Genomic DNA, 25,125 nt, shown 5'->3' on the forward strand with positions numbered 1-25,125 from the left:
AAAGTAATATAATTGATAGCAACAAATAGCTACATAAAAATATAACTATTTGCTGATATAAAGAAATCCATATATTTATTAAGGGGGAAAGAAAATGTTTAAAAAATTTACAAATGGTTGCGTTAAATTAGTGCAAAATTATCTACCAGATCCATTTTTATTTTGTATCATTTTAACTTTCATAATCTTTATTTCAGGTGTTTTATTCACAGGACAATCTCCATTATCTATGATTATTCATTGGACAAATGGATTTTGGAGTTTATTAGCATTTGCAATGCAAATGGCATTGGTTCTTGTTTTTGGTCATACATTGGCTAGTGCACCAGCATTTAAAAAAATCACAAAGAAACTGGCTAGAATCCCCAAAACACCAACTCAAGCAATATTATTAGTTACTTTTGTATCTTCTATAGCATGTATATTAAACTGGGGATTTGGATTAGTTATAGGAGCAATATTTGCAAAAGAACTTGCAAAGGAAGTAGATGGTGTTGACTATAGACTTCTAATAGCTTCAGCTTATTCAGGTTTCTTATTATGGCATGCTGGGCTATCAGCATCAATTCCATTAACTCTTGCTACTGGTGGAGAATCTTTAGTTAAAGCTACATCCGGAGCAGTAAGTGCTGCAGGAGTACCAACTACCGAAACTATATTTTCACTATGTAATTTAGTTATAGTAGGAGTTTTAGTAGTAACTCTACCACTTATAAATAGAGCTATGCACCCAGATAAAGGCAGTGTTGTAGTTATAGATAAGGGTTTATTAGAGGATGAAAAAGTATTTGTAGAGATGCCAAAGGAAAATATGACTCCAGCTGATAAGTTAGAAAATAGTAAGATAGTTACTTGGTTAATTTCAATAATGGGATTTACCTATATAATATATTATTTTATTACTTCAGGATTTAATTTAAACCTTAACATAGTAAACTTTATATTTTTATTTTTAGGTATTTTGTTACATGGAACACCTAAGCGATTTATAAGTGCTTTAATGGAGGGTGCTAAAGGAGCTGGTCCTATATTACTTCAGTTTCCATTTTATGCAGGTATAATGGGAATGATGACAGGAGCAAATGCAGAGGGGATATCTTTAGCTGTGTTAATGTCAAATGTGTTTGTAGCTATTTCAAATAAAGTTACATTCCCAATGTTCTCATTTTTAAGTGCAGGATTAGTTAATTTCTTTGTACCATCTGGTGGTGGACAATGGGCTGTACAAGCGCCTATCATGATGCCAGCTGGAGCAGAACTTGGAGTAAGCACAGCTAAAACTGCAATGTCAATTGCTTGGGGAGATGCATGGACAAATATGATTCAACCATTCTGGGCTTTGCCAGCACTAGGAATAGCAGGTCTAGGAGCAAAGGATATTATGGGATATTGTATAATAGACTTATTGTACTCAGGAGTAATAATTGTAGTAGGTCTTACTGTTATAGGTATGTAGAATTAATTTGTAAATCTATATACTTATTATAAATGCTGTCTACAATATAATATAAAGGATTTTATAAAAATATATAAATAATCATATATAAAATATTGAGCATGTACTTTAATATTAGTAGGCACTTTAGCCTTAATAATATAAGTACTTGCTCATTATTTTTTCACACTAAGTTATTTTTTGATAAATTAGCTAGTTTACAATCAGATTACCTACGCCTACATTTAGATCAAAGGTATATATATCTTCACCAGAAGTTTTGGCATTTATATCTATGCTACCTATACCAGTAGAAGTATCTAGCTTTACAGGAGAATTATTTGGAATAGATATAACAGTTTTACCTACACCACCATCATAAGTTAAGTCTCCTCCAACTTCAGCAAAGGTAATGGAAAGATTACCTACACCACCATCAATATCTATATCACCACATTTGCTAGAAAGATCTATGGTTGTATTTCCAACTCCTTGTTCAAGCTTTAGCTCTTGAAAAACTATATCTTTCAAGGTAAGATTTCCAGCACCACCTTCAACCTTTAATTTATTAATATTTATTCCATTAATAGAAATGTTACCAGCACCACCATGTAATTCTAAATCCTTATTAAAATCTTTAGGAACATTAATAGTAATTTCTCTAGATGTAGATTTATTAAAAAAGCCTAAGTTTATAGAAGAATTTACACCATGTTCTTTAATATTGAGGGTATTTCCTATAACATCAATTGTGGTTTTATCTACAAAGGAACTAGATCCCCTGCAAGTTATAGTAAAATCTGAACTGTCAACAGAGTTAATATTTACATTAGAAGCATGGATTTCAATATCTATATCTTCTATATTTTTCATAGGAATGGTTTTGGATATGTCTTCATCATAGGTGGTTAAGTTTCCATTATTATCAAAGTCATCAAAGTTATTACTAATATCATCTAAATTATCTAGAAAGTCTGTACCTAGATTCCCAAATAATTTATCATTATTAAAATTCACTGAACTACTATTATTAGGTCGAGATTTCACACCAAACTCTACATTACAACCCACAAGAAGAGTAGTCGTAAGGATTAGAGTAGGAATTATAATAAAAAGTTTCTTCTTCATAAAAAACACCTCTATTTTAATAAATTAATTAAATTATATCTAGTTTTTTGTCTATTCTATTGGCAGCAACTATTTGAAGTATAATTAGGGCTAATATATCTATAATTATTGCAAATATATCTAATTCAATAGCTCCATATTTACCTATGGTCATATACATATAAGGTAAAAAGTATAATATTAAATTAGCTATAAAGGAGTAAATAATATTTCCAACAATACTAGCACCTATTACAGCTAATACACATAAAGCAGTACTTCTAATATAGGAACCTAGTATTGCGATTAATGCAGTTATAATTAAATAACTTATAATAGTACCTAAGGACATAGATAATGAAATATTAAGAACTATGGAAGGAAAATTGCCAGAGTTAACCATAGCACCTAAAGCTACAATTATAGTAATAAAAAGATTTATAAAAATTAATTCTAAAAGATTACCTAGAATAAAATCTATACCAGATATAGGAGCTAAAAATAAAAGTCGCCCATATTCCTTTGATAATTGCATAGAAAATATTATTATATGAGCTATGAAATTCGTAGCGATAAGAATTGAAACAGCTGGTATTAGATCTAATCCTTGAGTGAACTTAGACAAAAATGAACTTGACCCAAGAGCTAAAACTAGAATAATAGCTTCTATTAAATACATAATTCTCAAGGTTCTAAAAGAATATTTAGCTATACTAAAAATATTTTTCATTTTAATTGACTTACTTTTAATTATTTTATTTCCCATAATATTCACCTATTCTGCAAATACCTTTCTATATATTTTGTCTATAGACGTACCGTACTTTATACGTAATTCTTCTGCATCGCCTTTTTCAATTATTGAACCATCACCTAAAAATATTACTTCATCAAAAATCTGTTCAAGTTCCCCTACGTAATGAGTTGTAATTATCATTGAAGCATTACTATCTAAATTATCTATAATTGCATTAATTATCTTATCTCTACTTATAATATCAACTCCAGAAATAGGTTCATCAAGGATATATAAGTTACAATTTCTACTTAAGGTTAGGCTAAGAGCAACCTTTTCTAACATTCCTTTAGATAATGATTTAAGTTTTGCATCTGTTTGGATATTCATAAATTTTAACAAGCTTAAAGCTTTAGATTCATTAAAATCATAAAAGAAATCTTTATAAAACTTAAGAGCATCATTTACCTTCATCCACTTAAATAGATAATCTTTTTCCTGTAGATATGAAACAAACTGTTTAGTTTCCCTTCCAACTGACATTCCGTTAATAGTTACAGTTCCTAGAGTGGGTTTAAGGAGTCCAGATATAACATTTAACAAGGTTGTTTTTCCTTGACCGTTTGGTCCAAGGATTCCAAGAACTTTTCCTTTTTTTAAGTTAAAACTTATTTCATTTAAAATATGCTTAGCTCCAAAATTTTTGGATAGAGTAGTTATTTCTAGTACATTATCACTGAATGTGTTTAAATCAATATTATTTAAAAGTTCATCTTTAGTTACTATGGTAGTTGCGTCATTCTTCAAGATTATTCCTCCTCATACATATTCATAATTAGTTCTAAAATTTCTTCTTTAGAAAACCCTAAGGTTTTACTTTTGTGGATAAAATCCCTTAGTAATTCTTTAGAATATTCTTTTCTTAGATTATTTATTATAGTTTCATCCTCTGTTAAAAATTTTCCGATACCCCTTTGAGTATTTATTAATCCTTCATTTTCAAGCTCAGAATAAACTCTTAATATAGTGTTTGGGTTAACTTTGAGTTCACTGGCATAATCCCTAACAGACAATAATCTCTCCCCCTTTTTAAGTTCTCCAGAAACAATTTTCATTTTCATGTAATTTTTTATCTGAATATATATAGGTTCCTTTGAGTTTAATTCTAACTCCATTTCATCACCTCATCTTATCAGTTATAGTGTATTAATTACATAATACACTATAACTGAATTAAAGGTTAATGCTAAAAAGTGCAATGTAACCTGATTAGATTAAATTAGATATGAATAACTCGTATTTCCTTTAATATATAAATGTTTACATAATTTAAATGTTAAAATACTACAAAATAATCCAATATATAATATTTCGTGATACTAATTCCTTACTATATATTGTAATATATTACTTTAAAATGTATAATTGGTAGTGTGAATATACACTTTTAAAGAAATATGCAGATACAATAGATATAAATATACATATATGATGAAAAAAGTTATAAAAATTAATTTTTATAATAATTTCAGTACAGGGATGAAAGTTATAATAGAGGGGATGGAAGTTTATGGAACAGGTTTTTAATAGTCTAGATGAAATGATAATAGTAGTTGATAGTAAAGAAAAAGTTCTATTTGCAAACTCTAAGTTAATAGAACGGTTTAAATTAAATGAAAAAGACTTACAAAAATCTTATAGAGACATAGCTTTACAACAAGATAGGGATATACTAAGAGAACTTATATGTAATTTTGAAATGTATACTAATAGAGTTATAGAGTATACGCTTTCTTTACAAGGGGTAGGCAAAATTCACTGTGATGTAAATGTTAACAAAGGATTGTGGTGCGGAGAGTCAGCTTTTTTTGTTACGTTAAAAGAAAAAGAAATATATAGTAAAAAAAATTTAGAAATACTTCTAGACAAGCTACCCTATAGCATGTGGATGAAGGATGTTGAGGGCAAATATATATATGCAAATACTCAATATGTAAAAAACTTGGATGTTGATAAAGAGAGGGTTATAGGATCTTATGACTGGAACTTTTGTGATGAAGACAAATGTGATTATTCAAGTGAAACAGATCATGAAGTAATTGTTGATAAAAGACCAATACTATATGAAAGAATGATTCATAATTCAGAAGGTTATATGTGGCTTGAAACTTATAAAGCTCCAATATTAGATAAATATGGAGAAGTAAAGTATATAATTGGTGTTTCAAGGGATATAACTTTTAATAAGAAGATAGAATCAGAATTGTTAGATAGCCATAAGCAATTTTATGCTTTAAATGAAGTAGTAAGCAATGGTTATAATGAAAGTAGTGGAAGATTTGATAATTTAAAAGAAGAGATTATCCAAAAACTAGGTGCAGATGCTATAAATATATGGGCCTATGATGATAAGAAAGGTAAACTTAATTGTAAATGTTATCTAGGAAAATATAATGAAAGAGATATTGATAACATAGAGTTTCCAATAACCTATGAAGAATTGGACCGATTTTTTATAGAAGAAGGTGGCGAGGGATTAAAGCCACTGTGTGAAAGAAAATATTATCCTAATAAAGACATATTAGAAAAAAAAGGTGTAAAATTTGTTGGAGTATATAAACTTGAATATAATAATAGAATTATCGGTGTAATGAATTTCCTATACAGTGAAATAGATGGTAAAAAATTAAATAACCATAATTTTATAAAAGTATTGTGTAATCAAATCGCAGTAATAATAAAAAATGATATTTTATCTAAAGAGATTAAATTAGAACTTAAAAAACGTATGGAAACAGAAAGTGAATTACAATTATTTTTAGATACAGCCATTGATTTGATGGTTATAATTGGTGATAATGATAAACATAGAAAGTTAAATTCAGGGTGGGAAAAGACTTTAGGATGGAGCAAAGAGGAACTTTTAAAGATGAAGTGGACAGATATAATTCACCCAGAGGATTTAGAATTAAAGAACGAATTTATTAAAAGGTTAAAAACAGAAGAGAAGATAATGAGTTTTAAGATTAGACTTATGTGCAAAAATGGAGATTCAAAGTGGATTCAATGGAATAGTAGATATTTAAAAAGTAGAGGAATATCTATATGTACAGGCAAGGATGTAACAGAGCAGCATCAACTAGAAGAACAAAGAAAAAATTATGAAGAAGCAATAAAATTAGAGAAAATTAAAGGTGAGTTTTTCTCAAATATATCTCATGAATTTAAAACTCCTTTAAATATTATTCTTACAACTATGCAACTTATAAATAGTAATATAGAAAAAGAGCGTATTCGTGCTGATAAAGGCGTGGCTTTAAAAAGATACATGAATTCTATTAAACAAAATTCTTATAGATTATTAAGGCTTGTTAATAATCTAATAGATATAACTAAGATAGATGCAGGATATTATAAATTACAACTTGAAAATCATAATATTGTTAATGTAGTAGAAGATATCACCATTTCTGTAGCTCAGTATGTGGAAAATAAAGGGATAGAATTAATATTTGATACAGAAATTGAAGAAGAAATAATTGCTTGTGATCCAGACAAAATTGAGAGAATAATGCTTAATTTATTATCCAATGCAATTAAGTATACAAAGGTAAATGGAAGAATTGAAGTATATTTAGGTATCGAAGATGAAAAAGTCTTTATATCAGTTATGGATAATGGAGAAGGAATAGAAAATGAAAAGGTAAATTTGGTATTTAATAGATTTATTCAAGTGGATGATACCTCAGAAAGAAGATATGAAGGTAGTGGAATTGGATTATCACTGGTTAAATCTTTAATTGAAATGCATGGTGGTAACATTAATGTGACAAGCAAGGTTGGTGAAGGTACTAAATTTACATTTTATCTTCCAATAAGGATTGTAGAAATGGAGGAGGGCGAAAAAGACCATGTGCCTCATAAAAGTGAAATGATAAGTTCAAAGGTAGAAAAATGTAATATAGAATTTTCGGATATATACAATTAATGTGACTCCTAAAATCATTATTAGAAATTTTATTTTAATTTATTATTTAGTAGTATATAAATATTATGCTATAATAATGTTTATATTACTAAAAGATAAAATATAAATTATAAGGAGTTGTGTTGCTTCATATCATGATGGGTAGAAGCGTATATTATGAATAAGACTAGAAAAATTATTTTTGAGGCTGCAATAAAAGTATTTTCAAGCAATGGTTACGAGAGTGCCACTATGGATGAAGTAGCAAGCGAAGCTGGAGTTGCAAAGGGAACTTTATATTATCACTTTAAAAGTAAAGAGGAATTATTTTATTTTGTTGTACAGACAGGAATTGATTTAATAAACAGTGAAGTTGAAGAATCCATAAAAGAAATAAGTGACCCTATAGAAAGATTGAAGGAATCTGCTAGGGTTCAGTTAAAATATGTGTATATTAATAAGGACTTATTTAGAGTTATAATGAGTCAGGTCTGGGGACAAAAGGAACGTCATGAAGAAATAAGAGAGCAGGTAATGAATTTAATTAATATGAATTCAAAATTTTTAGAAGGAATTACAAAGAGTAGAAATATTTCTGACGAAGATTCAGATATATTAAGTTATTGCTTTATAGGGGTATTATTTTCATCTGCACTCTATGAAATTATAAATAATGATAATTATAATCATGATGAAGTAGTAGAAAAATTTATGGATTACATTAACTATGACATAAGGTTATCTTGAGATATGAAATATAAATAAAAATAATATACAATTTTAATAGAAGAGTTTTCTAACTAGGAGAATAGCAAGTTAGAAAGCTCTTTTTTAATGTTTTTGAAAAGGATAACAGTAAAAATATTCTTTAATAATATTGACTAGTCAGTATAAAAATAGTATATATATAATATTGACTGTAAAGTATAAAAAATTAAAGAAGGTGATAGTGTGAACTTTTTAAAAATTGCCGGTAAGGATATAAAAAGCATTTTTAAGAACAGATTTATAAGAGTATCGGTTATTGCAATTATTATAGTACCATTACTATACTCATTGTTGTACTTAGATGCATTTTGGGATCCTTATGCACGAATTCAAGACATGACCATAGCCGTAGTTAATGAAGATGGTGGTGCCTTGCTTGATGGAGAACAGGTAAACTACGGTGAGGACATTGTAGAAAACCTAAAGGGAAATGAAGAGGTTGGCTGGGATTTCACTAGCAATGAAAAAGCCAATGAAGGGTTAGAAAAACAAGGGTATTATGCTAAATTTGTAATTCCAGAAGATTTTTCAAAAAGTGTTGTGGCTGCAAAAGAAGGTAAGCCTCAGGTAGCAGATTTACAATTTGTTTGTAACGAAAAGAAAAACTTTTTAGCAGCTCAAATCAATTCACAGGTTGAAAAGTTACTAAAAGAAGAAATTGTAGGAACAATTTCAAGCAACTATGTCACTGTTGCTTTTGATAAGTTATATGAAGCAAAAGATGGATTTATAAAGGCAGCTGATGGAAGTGAAAAACTTTATAATGGAATTGGTGAACTAAATGAAAAGGTACCTATGCTAGCGGAAGGTGCTAATAAGCTTGGAGATGGTTCAGCACAATTGAAGGATGGACAAGGTGCTCTTAACTCTGGAATAAAGTCAATAAATAATGGCTTATCAGAAGTGAATAGTAAGGTGCCAACTTTAGGTTCTGGAGTAGATAAGTTATATGATGGTTCACAGGAGTTAAAAAATGGGCTAGGAACTGCAGCAAATGGATCAAAGGCATTAGCAGCAGGAAGTGAAAGTCTTTATAGTGCATTTGGTAATACAATTTATCCAGCTGTAAATTCACTTAAAAATGGAGCTAATGAGCTAAATGGTGCATTAAAATCAGGAGAAAGTAGTATAAAAACATTAAAAGAAGGTGGAGAAGGCTTAAAAACTGCTAGTGATAATGTGACAGCTGCATCAGCAGGTATAAATAATGGATACCAGTCAGTTAAAGGTGGAGTTAATCAGCTTATAAGTGGTGTTAATACATCTTCAGCAGCAGTGAAGGATATAGCTACAAGTATTGCAACTGCAGTTAAATCAAATCCTGAAGTAGCAAAAGATCCAAATATTCAAGCTGCACTTGTAAAGATACAAGCTTTAAACGAAGCAACTAGTGAAACACCAAAGCAGATACAAGAATTGCAAGAAGGAACTAAAGAATTTGGTGATAAACTAGGACAGTTTAATGGCGCTGTGAATAAGTACACTGGTAAGGTTAATGAATTTGCAACTGGAACAATAGCTTTAACTGATAGTGTAAATAAAGTTAGTGTAGGTGTAAATAAAATCAGTGGAGGATTAAATTCCTTAGAAGCTGGACTTGATGAAAATAATACTGGTTCCTTTGGAGCAGGATTAAAATCAGTATCAGATAATATGTTTGTTTTAAATTCAGGTATTAATAAGTTAAGTAGTGGATCAGGTGAAATAAATGGAGGTCTTGGACAGTTAAGAAGCAATATTCCAGCTTTAAGTGGTGGAATACAAGCTTTATATAATGGTTCAAATCAACTAGTAGATGGTTCTAATGCACTAGTAGATGGACAAAACAAGTTAAATGATGGAGTGTCAGAGTTAACAGGAAAAGTACCACAATTAGAAGATGGGGTAGATAAGTTATATAAAGGATCAAATGAGCTTGCAACTGCTTTAAAAGATGGTGCAGGAGAGATGAAATCCGGACTTAAAAATTCCTCTGAGGAAATGGGTGACTTTGTATCAGCTCCAATAAATATGAAAAATGAACCAATAAATAAAGTACCTAACTATGGAACAGGTTTTGCACCATACTTTATATCACTATCTTTATGGATAGGTGCAATAATGATGTTCTTCGTTATCTCAGCTAAAACTGATGATGATGCTAATTTATCCAAGTTTGATAAAGTTATAGGTAAATACTTATCCTTTGGATTTATAGGTTTATTACAAGCATTACTTGTAAGTGCAGTTGTAATGGGGCTAGGATTAACCCCTACAAGTACAGGTATGTATTTTGTATCCATAGTATTCTTATCATTGGTATTTATAGCAATAATTCAATGTTTAATATCCCTATTTGGAGATGCAGGAAGACTTTTAGGAATAGTATTATTAATACTTCAATTAACAGCTTGTGCAGGTACATTCCCACTAGAGATAGTACCTAAATTCTTTAAAGTGATTAATCCATATATGCCATTTACTTATAGTGTAGAATTATTAAGAGAAGTTATTTCAGCCAATACAATTAATTATGGAATAGTTGGAAAAGACTTCTTAATCCTTGGAGTTGTGCTTCTTGTATTTTTAGCAATATCAATAGTATTTAAAAATGCAGGGGAAAATCTCCAAAATATAATTGAAGGAAGAAAAGAAAAATCAGTGGAAAATATAAAAGAACAATCAATGTAACAGTAAACTTATTATTACAAATAATCCTAACAATAGCTGGTTGTAAAATATAAATGTTCGTGTTATAATGACAATACAATTGGTAAGACTCGTATATAATCGGTAATATGGTCCGAAAGTTTCTACCTGCAAACCATAAATTTGCAGACTACGGGGAGTTGTATTTTATTATAACTATAATCATTATAGTGATGAATCACAGCACCTCAATTTTTATTGAGGTGCTTTTATTTTTTGATTTAAATGAATCTAAGGAAGTAGCTAACCCTTAGATAAAATTAAAAGAATATCTAAAAGGAGATGAACTTATGAATAATGAAGAACTATTAACTAATGATATTGAATTAACCTATGGTGTTGATGATAACCCAACTTTAGTTAAAAAGATATTATTTGGTTTACAGCATATATTTGCAGCTTTTGGAGGGATAGTAGTAGTGCCTCTAGTAATAGCAAGTGCATTAGGATTTGATGCAAAAACAACTACAACATTAATAAGTGCAACAATTTTAGCTTCTGGTATTGCTACTATAATTCAAGCTAGAGGTTTCGGAGTTATAGGTTCAAGGGTTGCTTGTATCATGGGTACAGACTTTACCTTCGTTTCACCAGCTATTTCAGTGGGAACAGTACTTGGACTTCCAGGAATAATTGGAGCTACTATTCTAGGAGCATTCTTTGAAATTATTTTAAGTTACTTTATTAAGCCTCTTATGAAATTATTTCCGCCAATAGTTACAGGAACAGTGGTATGTTTGATTGGACTTACATTATTACCAGTATCTATTGATTGGGCTGCAGGTGGAGTTGGAGCTTCAGATTATGGTAGTATTAAGAATTTATCAATAGCCATGTTTGTTTTAATTTTTACCTTGATTTTAAATAGATATGGAAAAGGAATGGTTAGTAGTGCATCTATTTTAATTGGGATGGTTGCGGGATATATAATTTGTATTCCCTTAGACTTAGTGAGTTTTACAGCTATTAAAGAAGCTAGTTGGATTTCCTTCCCTAAAATATTTGAATATGGAGTAACCTTTGATATTAAAGCTTTAATTGCATTTATTCCAGCATATTTTGTAACTACTATAGAAACCGTTGGATGTCTTAAGGCTATTGGAGAAACGTCTCAGATACATATGGATGAAAAACGTGTGGGTGCAGGTGTATTGGCAGATGGTATAGGAAGTATGTTAGGTGGAATAGTAGGTTCTTTCCCAAACACTACTTTCAGCCAAAATGTAGGACTAATACCTTTAACAAAGGTAGCAAGTAAGCATGTGGCAATTATGTCAGGACTAATCATGGTGATTTTAGGTTTCCTACCTAAATTAGCAGGTCTAGTAAGTGGAATACCACAACCGGTTCTTGGTGGAGTTGGAGTAGTAATGTTTGGAACTGTTGCTGCAGCAGGAATAAAGACTTTAAGCAGAGTAAGACTAACTGAAAGAAATCTACTTATAATAGCTACATCTATAGCTTTAGGCCTTGGAGTTACCTTTAGACCAGATGTTATAGCACAATTACCAGAAGGACTAAAGATGATTTTCTCATCAGGAATATCTACAGGAACTATAACTGCTTTAATACTAAACTTAGTATTAAAAGAAGATAAAGTAGAGAAAATAAAAGTAGAAAAAAGCGAGGTGGCATAATGGAAACTTTAAAAAATCGTATATTAAAAGATGGACATGCATTAAATGAATCTGTATTAAAGGTAGATTCTTTCCTAAACCATGGAGTAGATGCTAAATTAATGCAGGAAATAGGAACAACCTTTAAAGAACATTTTGAAAACCATGGAATAACTAAAATCTTTACCATTGAAAGTTCAGGGATAGCGCCTACAGTTATGACCGCTCTTCAAATGGAATTACCAATGGTAACACTAAAGAAACAAACATCTAAGATTTTAAGTGGAGATGTATATCAAACAACAGTACATTCTTTTACTAAAGCTGTAGATTATGAGTTAACTTTATCAAAGAAATTTATATCACCGGAGGATAATATACTTATAATAGATGATTTCTTAGCCTATGGAGAAGCAGCACAAGGCGCTATAAGATTGGTAGAAGAAGCTGGAGCAAAGGTTGCAGGAATTGGAATAGTAATAGAAAAATCCTTCCAACCAGGTCGTAAAAATCTTGAAGATAAAGGTTATGAAGTATATTCACTAGCAAGAGTAAGTAAGCTTGGTAAAGATATTATAGAATTTGTAGAAGAATAATAAAAAAGGTGCATGGGCACCTTTTTTTATTTTGTAATACGCTAGTAGCTATATTGCATATTCATGAATCTCGCAAACCCGCACTATGACAACAACTATTTAACTATTTAACTATTTAACTAGGTTTATATATAAATAGTTTCCTATATAAATATTTATATAGGATTATAGTTATATATATATCTATAGATATAGTTAAAATTTTATATAGTCATATCTTATAAATGATTTTGTTAATAAAATTGTAATAATATTCGATACGGATTAATAAAATGAATGGAGTGATAAAATTTACAAGGAGGATTTTGTATGGGCGTTGCTTCATTAGTAGTTGGAATTTGTAGTATTGTATTTGCTGTAATTTCATGGGGGTGCCTATGGTGGTTATCTCTAATTTTAGGCGTTGTAGGTGTAGTATTAGGAATTATAGACATGAAGAAAAAGAAAGAATCAGGTGAAGCTTTTGCAATGGCTAAAGGTGGATTTATATGTTCCATAATAGGAATATGTATGGCTATTATATTTTTAATATTTATTGTGGGATTAGCTTCATTAGGAGCAGCAGTGTAAAATTATATCATTAAAAGATGTCTGTATAGGCATCTTATTTTAGTTACAAGGAGGTTAAAATTTGAAAAGCGAAGGAATAATAAAAGAATATAATATTTTTAATGTGATATTAATTACTTTAGTAATAGCTATGATATTTTTACCTTTTATATCTAGAGTTGTGAATAAATTGTTTCCTATCACCTATGGATGCCTTTCTTATAGAATTTTAGGAGAGCCTTGTCCTCTTTGTGGATTTACTAGAGATATGAGAAATATTATATCTGGTGATATTTTTGCTCCTAAGCTAAACTTATTATCGGTACCAGCAGTTTTATTAGGGATATTTGAAATTTTTTTTAGAATGAAAATATTATTATCAAAGAAAAAATTAATGGATAATAAATTTAGAATTAAGATAATAAAATTTGATGTTATATATCATGTACTTATGTGCTTTTATTTTATCATCTATGGAATTCTATTTTATATATTAGATTTATCAAGGGTTTAGAAGATGTAATAACTATTTCATTTTTGCTCAGTATAATAATTCTATCCTTTGGAAAACTTAATATATAGTATAGTTAAAATCCACTGAAAAGGAGAATGCATTTAGTTATGAATACACGTGTACCTTATCATAATTATATAGTTGTAACGCCAAATGGAGATATATTAGGTTTTGGAGAAGAGGATGATGCAAGAAAATATGTGGCAGGATATTATGTAGGAAAAATAGAAGAATTATCAGATGATAGAAGTAAAGTCTATGTTGATTATGGAACAGACCCCCTTCAAGCTTCAGTAGATATATGTACTGAATTAGGTGCCTATGAAGGAGATTGTATTATTTATGATTTAGATAATTTTATAGAAAATATTCAAAAGTCTGGTATATTTGAAGATGAAAAGGAAGAACTTATAATAAAGCTTATGCAGGAAAAAATAAATTTGAATATTAATGATTATCAAGTAGATGACCTTTTATATGATACAAAAGTAGTTCCTAATCGAGATTAAAATACAAAACTTTCCTAAGATAAAATGATTTAAATAAAATTTGAGCATGTCTCTATATTAGAGTACATGCTCAAATTTTATAAAAAACTAATATGTTTTGTTAAAGATTAGCTTAATTAAGCATTAAACATGATTGTTCATAAGTCTGTTACGTGCCATAAGCATTTCCTCATCAAGGTGTGTTGTAGTACCAGCACAGTTTAACAGCATGGTGCTAATATCATCAGGCATTTCGCCCTCATATTTATATCTAAGCTTATGTTCTAGGCTTGCCCACGTATCCATTGAAATTGTTCTAAACTGAATCTCTACAGGAACATTTTCAACTTTCTTTGAAAAGAATACAGGAACACTAACAACTAAATGAAGGCTACGATAACCATTATCTTTTGGATTTTTTATGTAATCACGTTCCTTAATAATAGTTAAATCAGTTTGTGCCTTAATTGAAGCTGCAATTTCATAAACATCACTGAGGAAAGAGCAAATAACTCTAATTCCAGCAATATCAGTTAAAGTTTCTGCAGACTCAATAGAGAGTTCTAATCCTCTTCTTTGAAGTTTTTCAAGTATACTCTCAGGAGTTTTTAGTCTAGATTTCATATGTTCAATAGGATTATAAGAGTGAATGCTTTTATATTCATCATTAAGTACTGCAAATTTTGTTTCGATTTCACGAAGGGCACAACGATATTTTAAAGAAAGAGATTTAAAATCTTCAATTTGGGTACCAAATTGTGAAATATCTATGTTTTTAAGATCCTTAAAAGGCAATTGTGGCATAATAAATTCTCCTTTGTATATGTATTAGGTCTTATAATAGTATAATATAAATTGCTTTTTTATTAAAGTAGGTAATAAGATCAGAATACAATATACTTAATATATTTTCGGAGTTTTATATTTGATTAACAGCTTCACTTAAAACTTTGCCAATGGAGTCATGAATAACTAAATCAGCCTTAGAGTCAGCAGAAGTAATACTTTTATTTATAAGCACTAGATTTTTACCCTTAAAGTAGTTGATAAGATTAGCTGCAGGATAAACCACTAGAGAAGTTCCACCTATAATTAATGTGTCTGCTTTTGAGATAGCATCGATAGCTCCTTTAAGTACACTTTCATCTAAACCTTCTTCATATAAAACTACATCAGGTCTAACAGTTCCACTACATTTAGGACAAGTAGGTATTCCCTTAGAATTTAAAATAAAATCCATATCATAGCTATCATTACATTTAATGCAATAGTTTCTATGAATTGAGCCATGAAGCTCAAATACATTTTTAGAACCAGCTGATTGATGAAGTCCATCAATGTTTTGAGTAATGATTGCTTTAAGTTTACCCATTTCTTCAAGGTTAGCAAGGGCTATATGTGCTCCATTAGGTTTAGCTTCAGGATATATAAGCTTTGCCTTATAAAAATTAAAAAATTCCTCAGGAAATCTTATAAAATAAGTATGAGAAACTAGCTGTTCAGGAGAAAGAGTCATGTTAAGTCTTGCATTAAAAAGCCCATTGGAACTTCTAAAATCCGGTATATTTGATTCGGTAGATACTCCTGCACCACCAAAGAATACTATGTTATTACTATTTCTTAAAATTTGTGTTAGTTTTTCTATTTCAGTACTCATAAAATCATCTCCATAAATTATTTATTAATCCTATTATGACACGAAGTCATAGAAAATAAAATATACTTATAGAACATGTTGGAAAGACAAAACCCTTTGTAATATTCTTAAAAAAGCTGTTGCAAAAAAAGACCCTAACAAATACGAACCTTGGGAAGCTGCATTAATGCAAGCAATTGGCTCTAACTTCGATTGGACAAACAAAGAAAATCTTAAGCCGCTTATTGAGTTTATACAAAAAAATTATAATGATATTTGAGGTATGAGACATAGAATAGGCTAATAACTATGACTTATAACCATAAAGTTGAATATCACTCAAGTTTTTTCAACTTAAGTATGAACTACTCTCCATTGTTGACAGTTGTAATTAAGCTTATAATAAAAGTACTAAAAAGGCTCAAAGGCGGAGGTAGTGAATATGAATAGATTAAATATTGGAGAGACTATTTTACATTTAAGGAAAGAAAAAAAGATTACTCAAGAGCAGTTGGCAAGTATGATTGGAATTTCAGCTGGAGCGGTAAGTAAATGGGAAACTGGAAATTCAACGCCTGATATTTCTTTGTTAGCGCCATTGGCAAGAGCATTAGATACTTCTTTAGATGTTTTACTTTCCTTTCAACAAGAGCTTTCTGAAGTAGAAGTGATTAATATAAAAAAAGAATTAGTTGAAGTATTTTTACATCAGGGTTATATGGATGGTGAATTAAGATGTAAAGAATATGAGAAAGAATACCCTAATAATGTATATTTAAAATTGATAATTGCACAATTGATTCAAATGTATTCTATGATGTCAGGTAATGTTTCAGAGGAATGTATAAAGTCTAGAATGGAGTATTGTTTGACCTTACTTTATCAAGTTACTGAAAGTAAGGTTTCAAAGTATATATCAGTAGCTTTATTTTCTATTGCTAATATACAAATGACCTTAGAAAACTATGAGGAAAGTGAAAGGGCTCTTAAGGAATTATCAAATTCATTTATAGATCCCATGGTACTATATTCTTCATTGTTACAGAAACAGGGAAAGATTGAAGAAGCAGAAAATATGTGTAAAGGAATGCTATTACAGTATTTAAACCAAAGCATTGCAATGATAGCAATATTAGCAAGGCTATCAAAAGATGAACATAATTATGAAAAGGCAGTTTTCTATTTAGATGCTCTAAATCAAGTTGAAAACACATTTAAAATAGGGATGGGTTCAGGAGCATATAATTACTGCAGGCTATATATTGAAATAGGGGACAAGGAGCTTGCTGCAAAATGGTTTAACAATTATGTAAAAGAGCTACTTTCTACAGAATATGATTATAGCAATAACCCTTATTTTGAAAATCTTAGATTAGAGGTGGATGTGGAAGGGCAGAAGATAATAAGAAAGAAGTTATTTCAATCACTTATGGATGAAGAAGATTTGAAAGTATTATGTGGAAGCCTAGAGTATGAAGAGGCAATTAAAGCACTAAAAAATGCTGTTTCTGAAATGTAAAGTAATTTATGTGATTTTAAGTTGTTAGGTTATGCGGAGAATTTTAATAGAAATTAAATAAAAACAGTAGAGAAAGTAATACAAATTCTCTACTGTTTTTTAGGTTGTTAATCTTTTTTGCATTCTAATATAAAATTTAACAAGCTACTTAAATTTTCTTCACTCCCAATATCGCTATAAAACTTCATAAGTTTTAGTACCGGAGTGATACTCAGGTCAATGATATTTAATGATATTAATTCAAGAACTTCATTTTTAAAAGTATTTATTTCTTCCAAATTATTTTCTTTAATAAGTATAGTCAAAAGCTGATCTAAAGATTTTAATAATACGCTTATATTTCTCTGAGACTTAGCTAGTTGTATTGACTTCTTATAGCATTGAATAGAAAGTTCTATATTACCAATTAATTTAGTAGAAATCCCCAGTTGATTATAAGCATTAGGACTGTGAGAACTTTCGTTAATACTCTCATAAGCATCCATCATATAAAGTAGTTTATCTATATAAATTTTTATATTTTTAATATCATTCAATACCGTATAAATATCGAGGATATTTGCAGTAATTAATATTATATTTTCAGTATCTTGTCTATCTAAATTAGTTAACATAAACTCATTTATTTTTAAAGCCTCATTATAAAACTTTCTATATCTAAGACAATTTACTTTTAGTACATTAAGTTTAAAAATATCTATTTTTGTTAGGTGTTTAAATGTTTTTTCAACGTGTTCAATTTCATTTAAAGCTTTATCATGTTCTTCAAGATACATGTAAGCCAATATATTGTTAATGAGCACTTTTAATCTTAATTCTTCAGGTACAGTATAATTATATACTAAAGCTAAATTATTAAAATCTATAGCTTCTTTATACTTACATGAGTATATACATATACCCCCTAATTTTTGAAGAAGGTTAAATAATCTAATGTCATTAAATAATCTGTTATGATTTTCAAAAGCCTTTATATAGTATATATAACTTCGGTTAAATTCCTTTTGCTTTTTTAATATGTCTCCAATTTTTTCATATATAATCATTTTTTTCTCAGGGACATCATACTTCATTAAAAATAATTCAATCTCTTCAATATCCTTAGTAAAATCCTTTGAAATATTATCTTCATTATTGCATAAAAAATTTATATATCTACTAGCTATTTTATTTGTTTGAGCATTAATATCCTCTAGTAAATACTCAGTATCTAAATTAAAATCTATATTCCTTTCTTTGCATATTCGGTTTATATTATCTGTAATTATATGCGCTACTGTTGGTGTGAGAGTAGACTTATCGTTTTCAATAATGCTAATAAGTTCACGGGTTATTTCACCCCCAGTAATTTCTTTTTGATTAATTTTAAGTTCTTTTCTTATTTTTTTTATTTTTTGACCTGGTGATAAAATTTCCATTTAACTCTCCTTATTAGTATTTAAATTATATATTTATTAAGATTGTATCATTTCCAATAAAATTTGTAAAATAAAATACTTACATTTATATTACCATTCACAGTATTATGCAAGGTAGTAAAAGATATATAATAACAATTCTGATGAAGTAATTCTTTATCTCTAGTTATTAGTATTTATATATACATATATTTTATATACCATTAAGGATAAAAAATTAAAAATAATTACTATATGTAAATAAAACTATTTACATATAGTAATTGTAATGTTAAACTATATTTGTAAATAAAGTTATATAATCTCACATAGCCTATGGTAGTAGGTGATGATAATAGGTCGTTTATTAAAAGATTAAAGGGGAATATGGATTATGAATTTAGAACTCTTAAAGAAAAAGAATTTTCTACTATTGATGCTAGGAAAACTAGTATCTCTTATAGGGGGTGAAATGCAAGGATTTGGATTAACCTATATTTCACATTAAGATCATATGCTAATTTAAATTTTAAAAGTCAAGGGAGTTGGAGTTATGAAAAAATATATACTAAAATATAAATTTAGTTTTTTTAGTACAGCGTTACTTATAACTATATATGCCGCTTTTAATGTGGCGGTGGCATGGATGCTTCAATATGTAGTAGATGCAGCTACGGGTAGTTCATTACAATTTTTCTTTAGAAGTGTAATGTTGTTTGGCTTATATATTGTGTTAGCTTTTCTAGTAGAAATACTTTTAAAATATTCTAAAGCTAGGTATATTAGAAAAACTATAACTTATATGAGAAAAGATTTAATGAATAATATGTTAAAACAAGACATATCTACATTTACAAAAAATAATAGCGCTAAATATATATCTGTTTTAAATAATGATATTTCATTAATCGAACAAGATTATGTATTAAGTATATTCAATATTATAAATAATATTGTTACATTTTCTTTAGCATTTTTATCGCTTATGTATATAAATGTATATATTACTTTAATAATTATAGTTATAAGTATTTGTACATTTACTTTACCACAATTATTCTCTAAAAAATTATCAAGGAAAAAACTTAACTACTCAACTGGTTTAGAAACCTTCACTATAAAAATTAAGGATTTATTACTTGGATTTGAAGTAATAAAAAATTTTAATATTGAGAGTAAAGCAGAAAGTGAATTTAAAAATGTTAACAATGATTTAGAATCAAATAAAGAAAGATTTTCAATATACAGTGGTTTTGTAGACTCTTTTGCAGAGTTATTAGGAACAATTATGTTTATGGCTCCTATTTTAATTGGAGGATATTTAGTTATTAAAGGTAAAGTTACAGTTGGTATTTTAATCGCATTAATACAGTTAATGAATAATTTATCAGGTCCACTAATTGCAGGTATTCAACATATTAACAAAGTAAAATCATCTAAGGAAGTAATAAAGAAAGTTAATGATTTAGTATATAGCCATGATGAAAATGAAAATAAACAATTAACTGTACTAAAAAGCTTTAATGATTCTATAAAGTTTAAAAATGTTAAATTTAAATATGATGAAAGTAAACTAGCATTAGACAATATAAATATAGAATTCGAAAAAGGTAAGAAATATGCAATTGTAGGCGAGAGTGGAAGTGGTAAATCTACAATTATTAGACTTCTTCAAAAATACTATAGTGATTTCCAAGGAGAAATAAAGTTAGACGATGTAGAATTAAGAAATATAGGAACAGAAAATTTATATGAATTAACTTCAATAATTCATCAAAATGTATTTATGTTTTCAGGAACTATAAAGGATAATATAACACTTTATAATGATTATACAGATGAAGAAGTAATGAAAGTTATAAAAATAGCAGGACTATATAAATTAGTAAGTAGTCTTCCTAAGGGAATTTATGAAGATGTAGGAGAGAATGGAAATAAATTATCAGGCGGAGAAAAACAAAGAATTTCCATATCTAGAGCACTTATTAAGAATTCTTCTATATTACTTTTAGATGAATCAACTTCTGCTTTAGATAATATAACTTCTTTTGAGATAGAACAGGCTATTTTATCAATCAAAGATCTTACTGCTATTGTAATTACTCATAAGTTAAATGAAGAAGTTCTAAGTAACTATGATAAGATTTATGTTTTAAAAGGTGGAAGATTATTAGAATCTGGAAACTTTAATACTTTGATGAGCAATAAAGGTTATTTTTATAGTATGTATACATTAAATAATAACCTTGAAGATAAGGAAATAGATTGTATAGATAAAGCTATTTAATATAGGTTATAGAACATATATTTAACTAAAAAGTCCCTTGGAAGCCCAATGGGGTTTTTTAGTTAATTCATGGGAAATAAAATAAAATGATCAGGGATGTGAATATAATATGAATGCAACGTTAAGCCTTTTACGTAAAAAAGATTTCTTATTTTTAATGATGGGAAAACTAGTTTCTTTATTAGGAAGTAATATCCAAAGTTTTGCTTTATCATTATATGTACTAAAAATAACAGGCTCCGCCACTAAATTTGCGTCAGTATTAGGTATAGCAATAATACCTAGATTAGTTTTATCACCAATAGCTGGAGTTATAGCTGACTGGTTTGATAGAAAACAAATTATTGTTTGTTCAGATTTATTTAGTGGGTTACTCATAGGAGTATATGCGGTAATATATAAACTTAACAGTGGTCTTTCCATAGAGAGTATATATGTATTAGTAATAATTTCAACTATTATATCTGTATTTTTTAATCCAGCAATAAATGCTGTAATACCAAGTATTGTGAAAAAGGAAGAGTTAGTAGATGCAAATTCAATAGATTCTTTTATTGCCAATACAACTAATTTTGTATCTCCAATGATAGCAGCAGCATTACTAGGTATTTTTGATATATTTATTATTTTAATTATAAATTCTTTAAGCTTTATCTTATCAGCTATACAAGAAATGTTTATAAGTATTCCTAAAACAAATAAGAAACCTCATAAAATAACCTTTAAAGCTTTTTTAAGTGACTTTGTTACAGGATTTAACTTTATTAGATTTGATAAACTATTACCTAAACTAATTATATTAGGGTTGATAGCTAATTTTATTTTTACGCCTATTTTATTTATGGGTATAACATATATTTCAAAAGAAATATTTATGGTGAGTGACTATCAGTATAGTTTTGTAGAATCTATAATAGTATTAGCAACGCTTATTTCTCCTATAGTTAGCAATATACTATGCAAAAAATTTGAGTTTAGTAAAATATTTTACATGTATTTACTTTTAATTTCAATTTTAGGTGTAGTATTAGCGGTGAGTTGTTCTCCGTTATTTATGAGTGGATTTAGAAGTATATTAATTCCTTTTTCAGTTTTTGTGTTTACAGTATCTATGATGATGCTGATAATTTCTGTAGGTAATATGGCCTTTGCAGTAATGCAGCAACAGATTATTCCTATAAATATGATGGGAAGAGTAAAATCTACTATAAATAGTTGTGCACTAGCAATGAACCCAATTTCTTATATGATTTATGGTTTTCTATTTGATAAATATCCTGTATGGATATCTGTAGTATTATCATCCATTTTGCTATTTTTAGTTGTCATTAGCTTTAAAAAAATATTATATATATCTAACAGTAATGAAAAAGAAGATAAATTTTCTTATGCTACTACGAAATTATAAATAATAGAAATATAACCAGTGAATTTATTTTCAGAATAAATCACTGGTTATTTTAGTGTGCCCATACATGGAGAATAAGCATATACTGTGCTAAATTATTTTATGAAAATCCACTTTGAATTTTATTGATTTATAAAACCTTAGATAAGAAATCTATAGTTCTAGAGTTTTTAGGATTTCCAAAAAGTTCATCTGGAGTGCCTTCTTCTAGAATTTTTCCTTCATCCATAAATAAGATTCTATCTCCAACTTCTCTTGCAAATCCCATTTCATGGGTTACTACCACCATGGTCATACCTTCTTTGGCTAGTTCTTTCATAACATTTAAAACCTCACCAACCATTTCAGGGTCTAAAGCAGAGGTAGGTTCGTCAAATAGCATTACATCTGGGTTCATGGCTAAAGCTCTGGCTATTGCTATCCTTTGCTTTTGTCCACCAGATAAGGAGCTTGGATAAGCGCTAGCTTTATCTGTTAGACCTACCATTTTTAAAAGAGATAGAGCTTTTTCATTAGCGGATTGAACCTTTTCACCTTTTACCTTAATAGGGGATATAGTTATATTTTCTAATACTGATTTATGAGGAAAGAGATTAAATTGCTGAAATACCATCCCCATTTTTTCTCTTAGTTTATTTATATTAGCCTTTTTATCAGTGATATTATTTCCTTCAAATATAATTTCCCCTGAAGTCGGTTCTTCTAGTAGATTAAGACAACGTAAGAAGGTAGACTTACCAGAACCAGAAGGGCCAATAATTACAACAACTTCTCCTTTAGTTATATGCTCATCAATTCCCTTTAAAACTTCTAGTTCTCCAAAGTTTTTCTTTAAATTTTTAACGTGAATCATTTCCTTTAAGTCTCCTTTCTGCATAAGCCATTAATCGTCCTAGAGTAAATGTTAGGATAAAGTAGCAGATTGCTGCTACAATTAAGGGCTCAAAGTTTCTATAGGTGGCACCTGTAACTAGCTTAGCACCATAAGTAATTTCGGCTACACCTATAGCTGATGCCATAGATGATTCCTTTATTATAGCCACAAACTCATTCCCAATAGCAGGTAAAATATTTCTTATGGCTTGCGGTAATATAATATGTTGCATGGCCATTCTTTGATTCATACCTAAACTTCTTGCAGCCTCTAATTGTCCTTTATCTACTGCATCAATTCCACTTCTTATTATTTCTGCCACATAAGCTCCTGAGTTAAGTGAAAGTGCTATTACACAGGCTACTAAAGGAGTAAGCTTAACTCCAAAGGAGGTTGTACCAAAATATACTATAAAAATTTGTAGTAATAAAGGTGTTCCTCTTATGAATTCTATATAAATAGAAGCTATAACCTTAGGAATAGGTACTTTTAATACAGATAACTTGGACCTTTTCATGAAGCAAAGAAGGGTTCCTAGGATTGCTCCAAATAGAACTGATAGCATTGCTACTAATAAAGTCCATTGAATACCTTCTATAAACACTGGATAATATTTTTCTAAAAACTTAAAACTTAAATTAGACATAGCTTCCTCCTTTGTAGCTAGTAAAAATTACTTGGCTGTAACCTCATCTTTACTTAATTTTATAGCTTCTTTATAAAACTCTTGTATTTTACCTTCAGATTCTAATCTTTCTAATGTTTTATTAACTGCTTCTAGTAAAGCATCTTGTCCCTTTGGAAGAGCTATAGCAGAACCACCACCGGAAGTATCATTAATTTTTTCTTTTGCAACAGCTAATTCTTCATGAACTATAGCTTGTATATCAGCTACTGGAAGTTCAACAATTACTGCATCTAAGTTTCCAGCTATTAAATCTTGAATTAAAGTTGGAACTTGTGCTAATAGCTTAACATCAGCATTTTCAATTCCCTGAGCTAAAGTGGCTTGTGTAGAACCATTTTGAGCTCCTACTTTTTTACCTTTTAAATCATCAATACTTTTAATAGTTTCAGAATTGTTTTTATTTATTAATATTCCTTGTTCTGCTTGAAAATATATATTTGAGAAATCTATAACTTCTTTTCTTTCTTCATTAACTGATAGTCCAGACACTCCTAAATCAATGATTCCATTTCTTGTAGCATCACAAATAGTGCTAAATTCCATCTCTTGAATTTCGTATTCTACACCCAAATCTTTAGCAATTTCACTTACTAGAGATATGTCTAGACCAACGGTTTTCTTTTCACCATTTTCCATTATAAAGAATTCATAAGGTGCGTAATCAACACTCATACCTACTTTTAATTTTCCTTCTTTTTTTATTTTAGATAGCAAGTCCACCTCTTCTTTATTACCGCATGCCATTAAAGATAGTGACATGGTACCTACCATAGCTAGTGCAAAAATTTTCTTTAGTATACCTTTTTTCATTATTGTATCCCCCTTGTATAATAAGGTAGTGTAAAATTTTTT

General features: G+C 29.0%; 22 protein-coding genes and 1 riboswitch. Of the genes, 12 read left to right on the plus strand and 10 right to left on the minus strand.

Annotated elements, in window-relative coordinates; all coding sequences use genetic code 11:
* Positions 1 to 94: 94 nt before the first annotated feature.
* Positions 95 to 1,456 carry a TIGR00366 family protein gene (locus B3J31_RS08815; RefSeq protein ID WP_150841793.1) on the plus strand — a complete coding sequence of 454 codons (1,362 nt, stop codon included), beginning with the start codon at positions 95 to 97 and terminating at the stop codon, positions 1,454 to 1,456.
* A 192-nt stretch (positions 1,457 to 1,648) separates the two neighbouring features.
* Here B3J31_RS08815 and B3J31_RS08820 read toward each other — a convergent pair whose 3' ends face one another.
* From B3J31_RS08820 to B3J31_RS08835, 4 genes are read right to left on the minus strand one after another with little or no spacing between them, the layout of a single operon-like run.
* On the minus strand, positions 1,649 to 2,563 hold the full coding sequence (locus B3J31_RS08820; RefSeq protein ID WP_346866914.1) for a DUF4097 family beta strand repeat-containing protein: 915 nt from the start codon (positions 2,561 to 2,563) through the stop codon (positions 1,649 to 1,651).
* Between the two features lie 28 nt (positions 2,564 to 2,591).
* Entirely contained in the window at positions 2,592 to 3,308 is a 717-nt protein-coding gene (locus B3J31_RS08825; RefSeq protein WP_150841795.1) for a hypothetical protein, read from the minus strand.
* A gap of 9 nt (positions 3,309 to 3,317) precedes the next feature.
* Positions 3,318 to 4,085, minus strand: coding sequence for an ABC transporter ATP-binding protein (locus tag B3J31_RS08830; protein ID WP_414632056.1), 768 nt, complete (start codon positions 4,083 to 4,085; stop codon positions 3,318 to 3,320).
* A gap of 2 nt (positions 4,086 to 4,087) precedes the next feature.
* Positions 4,088 to 4,453, minus strand: a complete 366-nt coding sequence (locus B3J31_RS08835; protein WP_346866915.1) for a GntR family transcriptional regulator — start codon at positions 4,451 to 4,453, stop codon at positions 4,088 to 4,090.
* Between the two features lie 395 nt (positions 4,454 to 4,848).
* Between B3J31_RS08835 and B3J31_RS08840 the strand changes: the two genes are divergently transcribed.
* The 8 genes from B3J31_RS08840 (at position 4,849) to B3J31_RS08875 (ending at position 14,485) form a co-directional block, all read left to right on the plus strand.
* On the plus strand, positions 4,849 to 7,266 hold the full coding sequence (locus B3J31_RS08840; protein ID WP_346866916.1) for a PAS domain S-box protein: 2,418 nt from the start codon (positions 4,849 to 4,851) through the stop codon (positions 7,264 to 7,266).
* A gap of 156 nt (positions 7,267 to 7,422) precedes the next feature.
* Positions 7,423 to 7,992, plus strand: coding sequence for a TetR/AcrR family transcriptional regulator (locus B3J31_RS08845; protein WP_035132024.1), 570 nt, complete (start codon positions 7,423 to 7,425; stop codon positions 7,990 to 7,992).
* Positions 7,993 to 8,196: 204 nt separating this feature from the next.
* Positions 8,197 to 10,683 carry a YhgE/Pip domain-containing protein gene (locus B3J31_RS08850; RefSeq protein ID WP_346866917.1) on the plus strand — a complete coding sequence of 829 codons (2,487 nt, stop codon included), beginning with the start codon at positions 8,197 to 8,199 and terminating at the stop codon, positions 10,681 to 10,683.
* A gap of 69 nt (positions 10,684 to 10,752) precedes the next feature.
* Positions 10,753 to 10,854, plus strand: a riboswitch (purine riboswitch).
* Between the two features lie 137 nt (positions 10,855 to 10,991).
* Positions 10,992 to 12,338 carry a nucleobase:cation symporter-2 family protein gene (locus tag B3J31_RS08855; protein WP_346866918.1) on the plus strand — a complete coding sequence of 449 codons (1,347 nt, stop codon included), beginning with the start codon at positions 10,992 to 10,994 and terminating at the stop codon, positions 12,336 to 12,338.
* Positions 12,338 to 12,913 carry a xanthine phosphoribosyltransferase gene (locus tag B3J31_RS08860; protein ID WP_035132017.1) on the plus strand — a complete coding sequence of 192 codons (576 nt, stop codon included), beginning with the start codon at positions 12,338 to 12,340 and terminating at the stop codon, positions 12,911 to 12,913. The genes B3J31_RS08855 and B3J31_RS08860 overlap by 1 nt, the downstream gene beginning before the upstream one ends.
* A 309-nt stretch (positions 12,914 to 13,222) precedes the next feature.
* On the plus strand, positions 13,223 to 13,483 hold the full coding sequence (locus tag B3J31_RS08865) for a hypothetical protein (protein WP_035133860.1): 261 nt from the start codon (positions 13,223 to 13,225) through the stop codon (positions 13,481 to 13,483).
* Between the two features lie 61 nt (positions 13,484 to 13,544).
* Positions 13,545 to 13,976: a DUF2752 domain-containing protein gene (locus tag B3J31_RS08870; RefSeq protein WP_346866919.1), complete on the plus strand. Its 432-nt coding sequence runs from the start codon at positions 13,545 to 13,547 to the stop codon at positions 13,974 to 13,976.
* 107 nt (positions 13,977 to 14,083) lie between these two features.
* Complete coding sequence (locus B3J31_RS08875; protein WP_346866920.1) at positions 14,084 to 14,485, plus strand: hypothetical protein; 402 nt, start codon at positions 14,084 to 14,086, stop codon at positions 14,483 to 14,485.
* Between the two features lie 123 nt (positions 14,486 to 14,608).
* Here B3J31_RS08875 and B3J31_RS08880 read toward each other — a convergent pair whose 3' ends face one another.
* A complete protein-coding gene (locus tag B3J31_RS08880) occupies positions 14,609 to 15,268 on the minus strand; it encodes a GTP pyrophosphokinase family protein (protein WP_150841802.1) in 660 nt (219 codons plus the stop codon).
* 115 nt (positions 15,269 to 15,383) lie between these two features.
* On the minus strand, positions 15,384 to 16,121 hold the full coding sequence (locus B3J31_RS08885; protein WP_346866921.1) for an NAD-dependent protein deacylase: 738 nt from the start codon (positions 16,119 to 16,121) through the stop codon (positions 15,384 to 15,386).
* Between the two features lie 421 nt (positions 16,122 to 16,542).
* Here B3J31_RS08885 and B3J31_RS08890 point away from each other — a divergent pair, with 421 nt between their 5' ends.
* A complete protein-coding gene (locus B3J31_RS08890) occupies positions 16,543 to 17,619 on the plus strand; it encodes a helix-turn-helix domain-containing protein (RefSeq protein ID WP_150841809.1) in 1,077 nt (358 codons plus the stop codon).
* Between the two features lie 107 nt (positions 17,620 to 17,726).
* On the opposite strand, the gene B3J31_RS08895 is transcribed toward B3J31_RS08890, so the two are convergent.
* Positions 17,727 to 19,037 (minus strand): helix-turn-helix domain-containing protein, encoded by a 1,311-nt coding sequence (locus B3J31_RS08895; RefSeq protein ID WP_346873892.1) that lies wholly within the window; start codon positions 19,035 to 19,037, stop codon positions 17,727 to 17,729.
* A gap of 532 nt (positions 19,038 to 19,569) precedes the next feature.
* Here B3J31_RS08895 and B3J31_RS08900 point away from each other — a divergent pair.
* Positions 19,570 to 21,303, plus strand: coding sequence for an ABC transporter ATP-binding protein (locus B3J31_RS08900; RefSeq protein ID WP_346873893.1), 1,734 nt, complete (start codon positions 19,570 to 19,572; stop codon positions 21,301 to 21,303).
* 109 nt (positions 21,304 to 21,412) lie between these two features.
* Entirely contained in the window at positions 21,413 to 22,711 is a 1,299-nt protein-coding gene (locus B3J31_RS08905) for an MFS transporter (RefSeq protein WP_346873894.1), read from the plus strand.
* A 130-nt stretch (positions 22,712 to 22,841) separates the two neighbouring features.
* Here B3J31_RS08905 and B3J31_RS08910 read toward each other — a convergent pair whose 3' ends face one another.
* Genes B3J31_RS08910 through B3J31_RS08920 form a run of 3 tightly spaced genes read right to left on the minus strand, consistent with a single transcriptional unit; the run spans position 22,842 to position 25,083 of the window.
* Positions 22,842 to 23,564 (minus strand): amino acid ABC transporter ATP-binding protein, encoded by a 723-nt coding sequence (locus B3J31_RS08910; protein WP_346873895.1) that lies wholly within the window; start codon positions 23,562 to 23,564, stop codon positions 22,842 to 22,844.
* Positions 23,551 to 24,231, minus strand: a complete 681-nt coding sequence (locus B3J31_RS08915) for an amino acid ABC transporter permease (protein ID WP_035133830.1) — start codon at positions 24,229 to 24,231, stop codon at positions 23,551 to 23,553. The genes B3J31_RS08910 and B3J31_RS08915 overlap by 14 nt, the downstream gene beginning before the upstream one ends.
* A 27-nt stretch (positions 24,232 to 24,258) precedes the next feature.
* Positions 24,259 to 25,083 carry a transporter substrate-binding domain-containing protein gene (locus B3J31_RS08920; RefSeq protein ID WP_346873896.1) on the minus strand — a complete coding sequence of 275 codons (825 nt, stop codon included), beginning with the start codon at positions 25,081 to 25,083 and terminating at the stop codon, positions 24,259 to 24,261.
* Between the last annotated feature and the right edge of the window lie 42 nt (positions 25,084 to 25,125).

Source organism: Clostridium sp. UBA5988 (genome assembly GCF_002435615.1).
GTDB classification, from domain to species: domain Bacteria; phylum Bacillota; class Clostridia; order Clostridiales; family Clostridiaceae; genus Clostridium_J; species Clostridium_J sulfidigenes.

What these genes read in the sequence shown, in the direction of transcription:
- B3J31_RS08815 (WP_150841793.1), top strand. Translation starts at nt 95, where the DNA reads ATGTTTAAAAAATTTACAAATGGTTGCGTTAAATTAGTGCAAAATTAT.
- B3J31_RS08820 (WP_346866914.1), bottom strand. Translation starts at nt 2,563, where the DNA reads ATGAAGAAGAAACTTTTTATTATAATTCCTACTCTAATCCTTACGACT.
- B3J31_RS08825 (WP_150841795.1), bottom strand. Translation starts at nt 3,308, where the DNA reads ATGGGAAATAAAATAATTAAAAGTAAGTCAATTAAAATGAAAAATATT.
- B3J31_RS08835 (WP_346866915.1), bottom strand. Translation starts at nt 4,453, where the DNA reads ATGGAGTTAGAATTAAACTCAAAGGAACCTATATATATTCAGATAAAA.
- B3J31_RS08840 (WP_346866916.1), top strand. Translation starts at nt 4,849, where the DNA reads ATGGAACAGGTTTTTAATAGTCTAGATGAAATGATAATAGTAGTTGAT.
- B3J31_RS08845 (WP_035132024.1), top strand. Translation starts at nt 7,423, where the DNA reads ATGAATAAGACTAGAAAAATTATTTTTGAGGCTGCAATAAAAGTATTT.
- B3J31_RS08855 (WP_346866918.1), top strand. Translation starts at nt 10,992, where the DNA reads ATGAATAATGAAGAACTATTAACTAATGATATTGAATTAACCTATGGT.
- B3J31_RS08860 (WP_035132017.1), top strand. Translation starts at nt 12,338, where the DNA reads ATGGAAACTTTAAAAAATCGTATATTAAAAGATGGACATGCATTAAAT.
- B3J31_RS08865 (WP_035133860.1), top strand. Translation starts at nt 13,223, where the DNA reads ATGGGCGTTGCTTCATTAGTAGTTGGAATTTGTAGTATTGTATTTGCT.
- B3J31_RS08875 (WP_346866920.1), top strand. Translation starts at nt 14,084, where the DNA reads ATGAATACACGTGTACCTTATCATAATTATATAGTTGTAACGCCAAAT.
- B3J31_RS08880 (WP_150841802.1), bottom strand. Translation starts at nt 15,268, where the DNA reads ATGCCACAATTGCCTTTTAAGGATCTTAAAAACATAGATATTTCACAA.
- B3J31_RS08885 (WP_346866921.1), bottom strand. Translation starts at nt 16,121, where the DNA reads ATGAGTACTGAAATAGAAAAACTAACACAAATTTTAAGAAATAGTAAT.
- B3J31_RS08890 (WP_150841809.1), top strand. Translation starts at nt 16,543, where the DNA reads ATGAATAGATTAAATATTGGAGAGACTATTTTACATTTAAGGAAAGAA.
- B3J31_RS08895 (WP_346873892.1), bottom strand. Translation starts at nt 19,037, where the DNA reads ATGGAAATTTTATCACCAGGTCAAAAAATAAAAAAAATAAGAAAAGAA.
- B3J31_RS08900 (WP_346873893.1), top strand. Translation starts at nt 19,570, where the DNA reads ATGAAAAAATATATACTAAAATATAAATTTAGTTTTTTTAGTACAGCG.
- B3J31_RS08905 (WP_346873894.1), top strand. Translation starts at nt 21,413, where the DNA reads ATGAATGCAACGTTAAGCCTTTTACGTAAAAAAGATTTCTTATTTTTA.
- B3J31_RS08910 (WP_346873895.1), bottom strand. Translation starts at nt 23,564, where the DNA reads ATGATTCACGTTAAAAATTTAAAGAAAAACTTTGGAGAACTAGAAGTT.
- B3J31_RS08915 (WP_035133830.1), bottom strand. Translation starts at nt 24,231, where the DNA reads ATGTCTAATTTAAGTTTTAAGTTTTTAGAAAAATATTATCCAGTGTTT.
- B3J31_RS08920 (WP_346873896.1), bottom strand. Translation starts at nt 25,083, where the DNA reads ATGAAAAAAGGTATACTAAAGAAAATTTTTGCACTAGCTATGGTAGGT.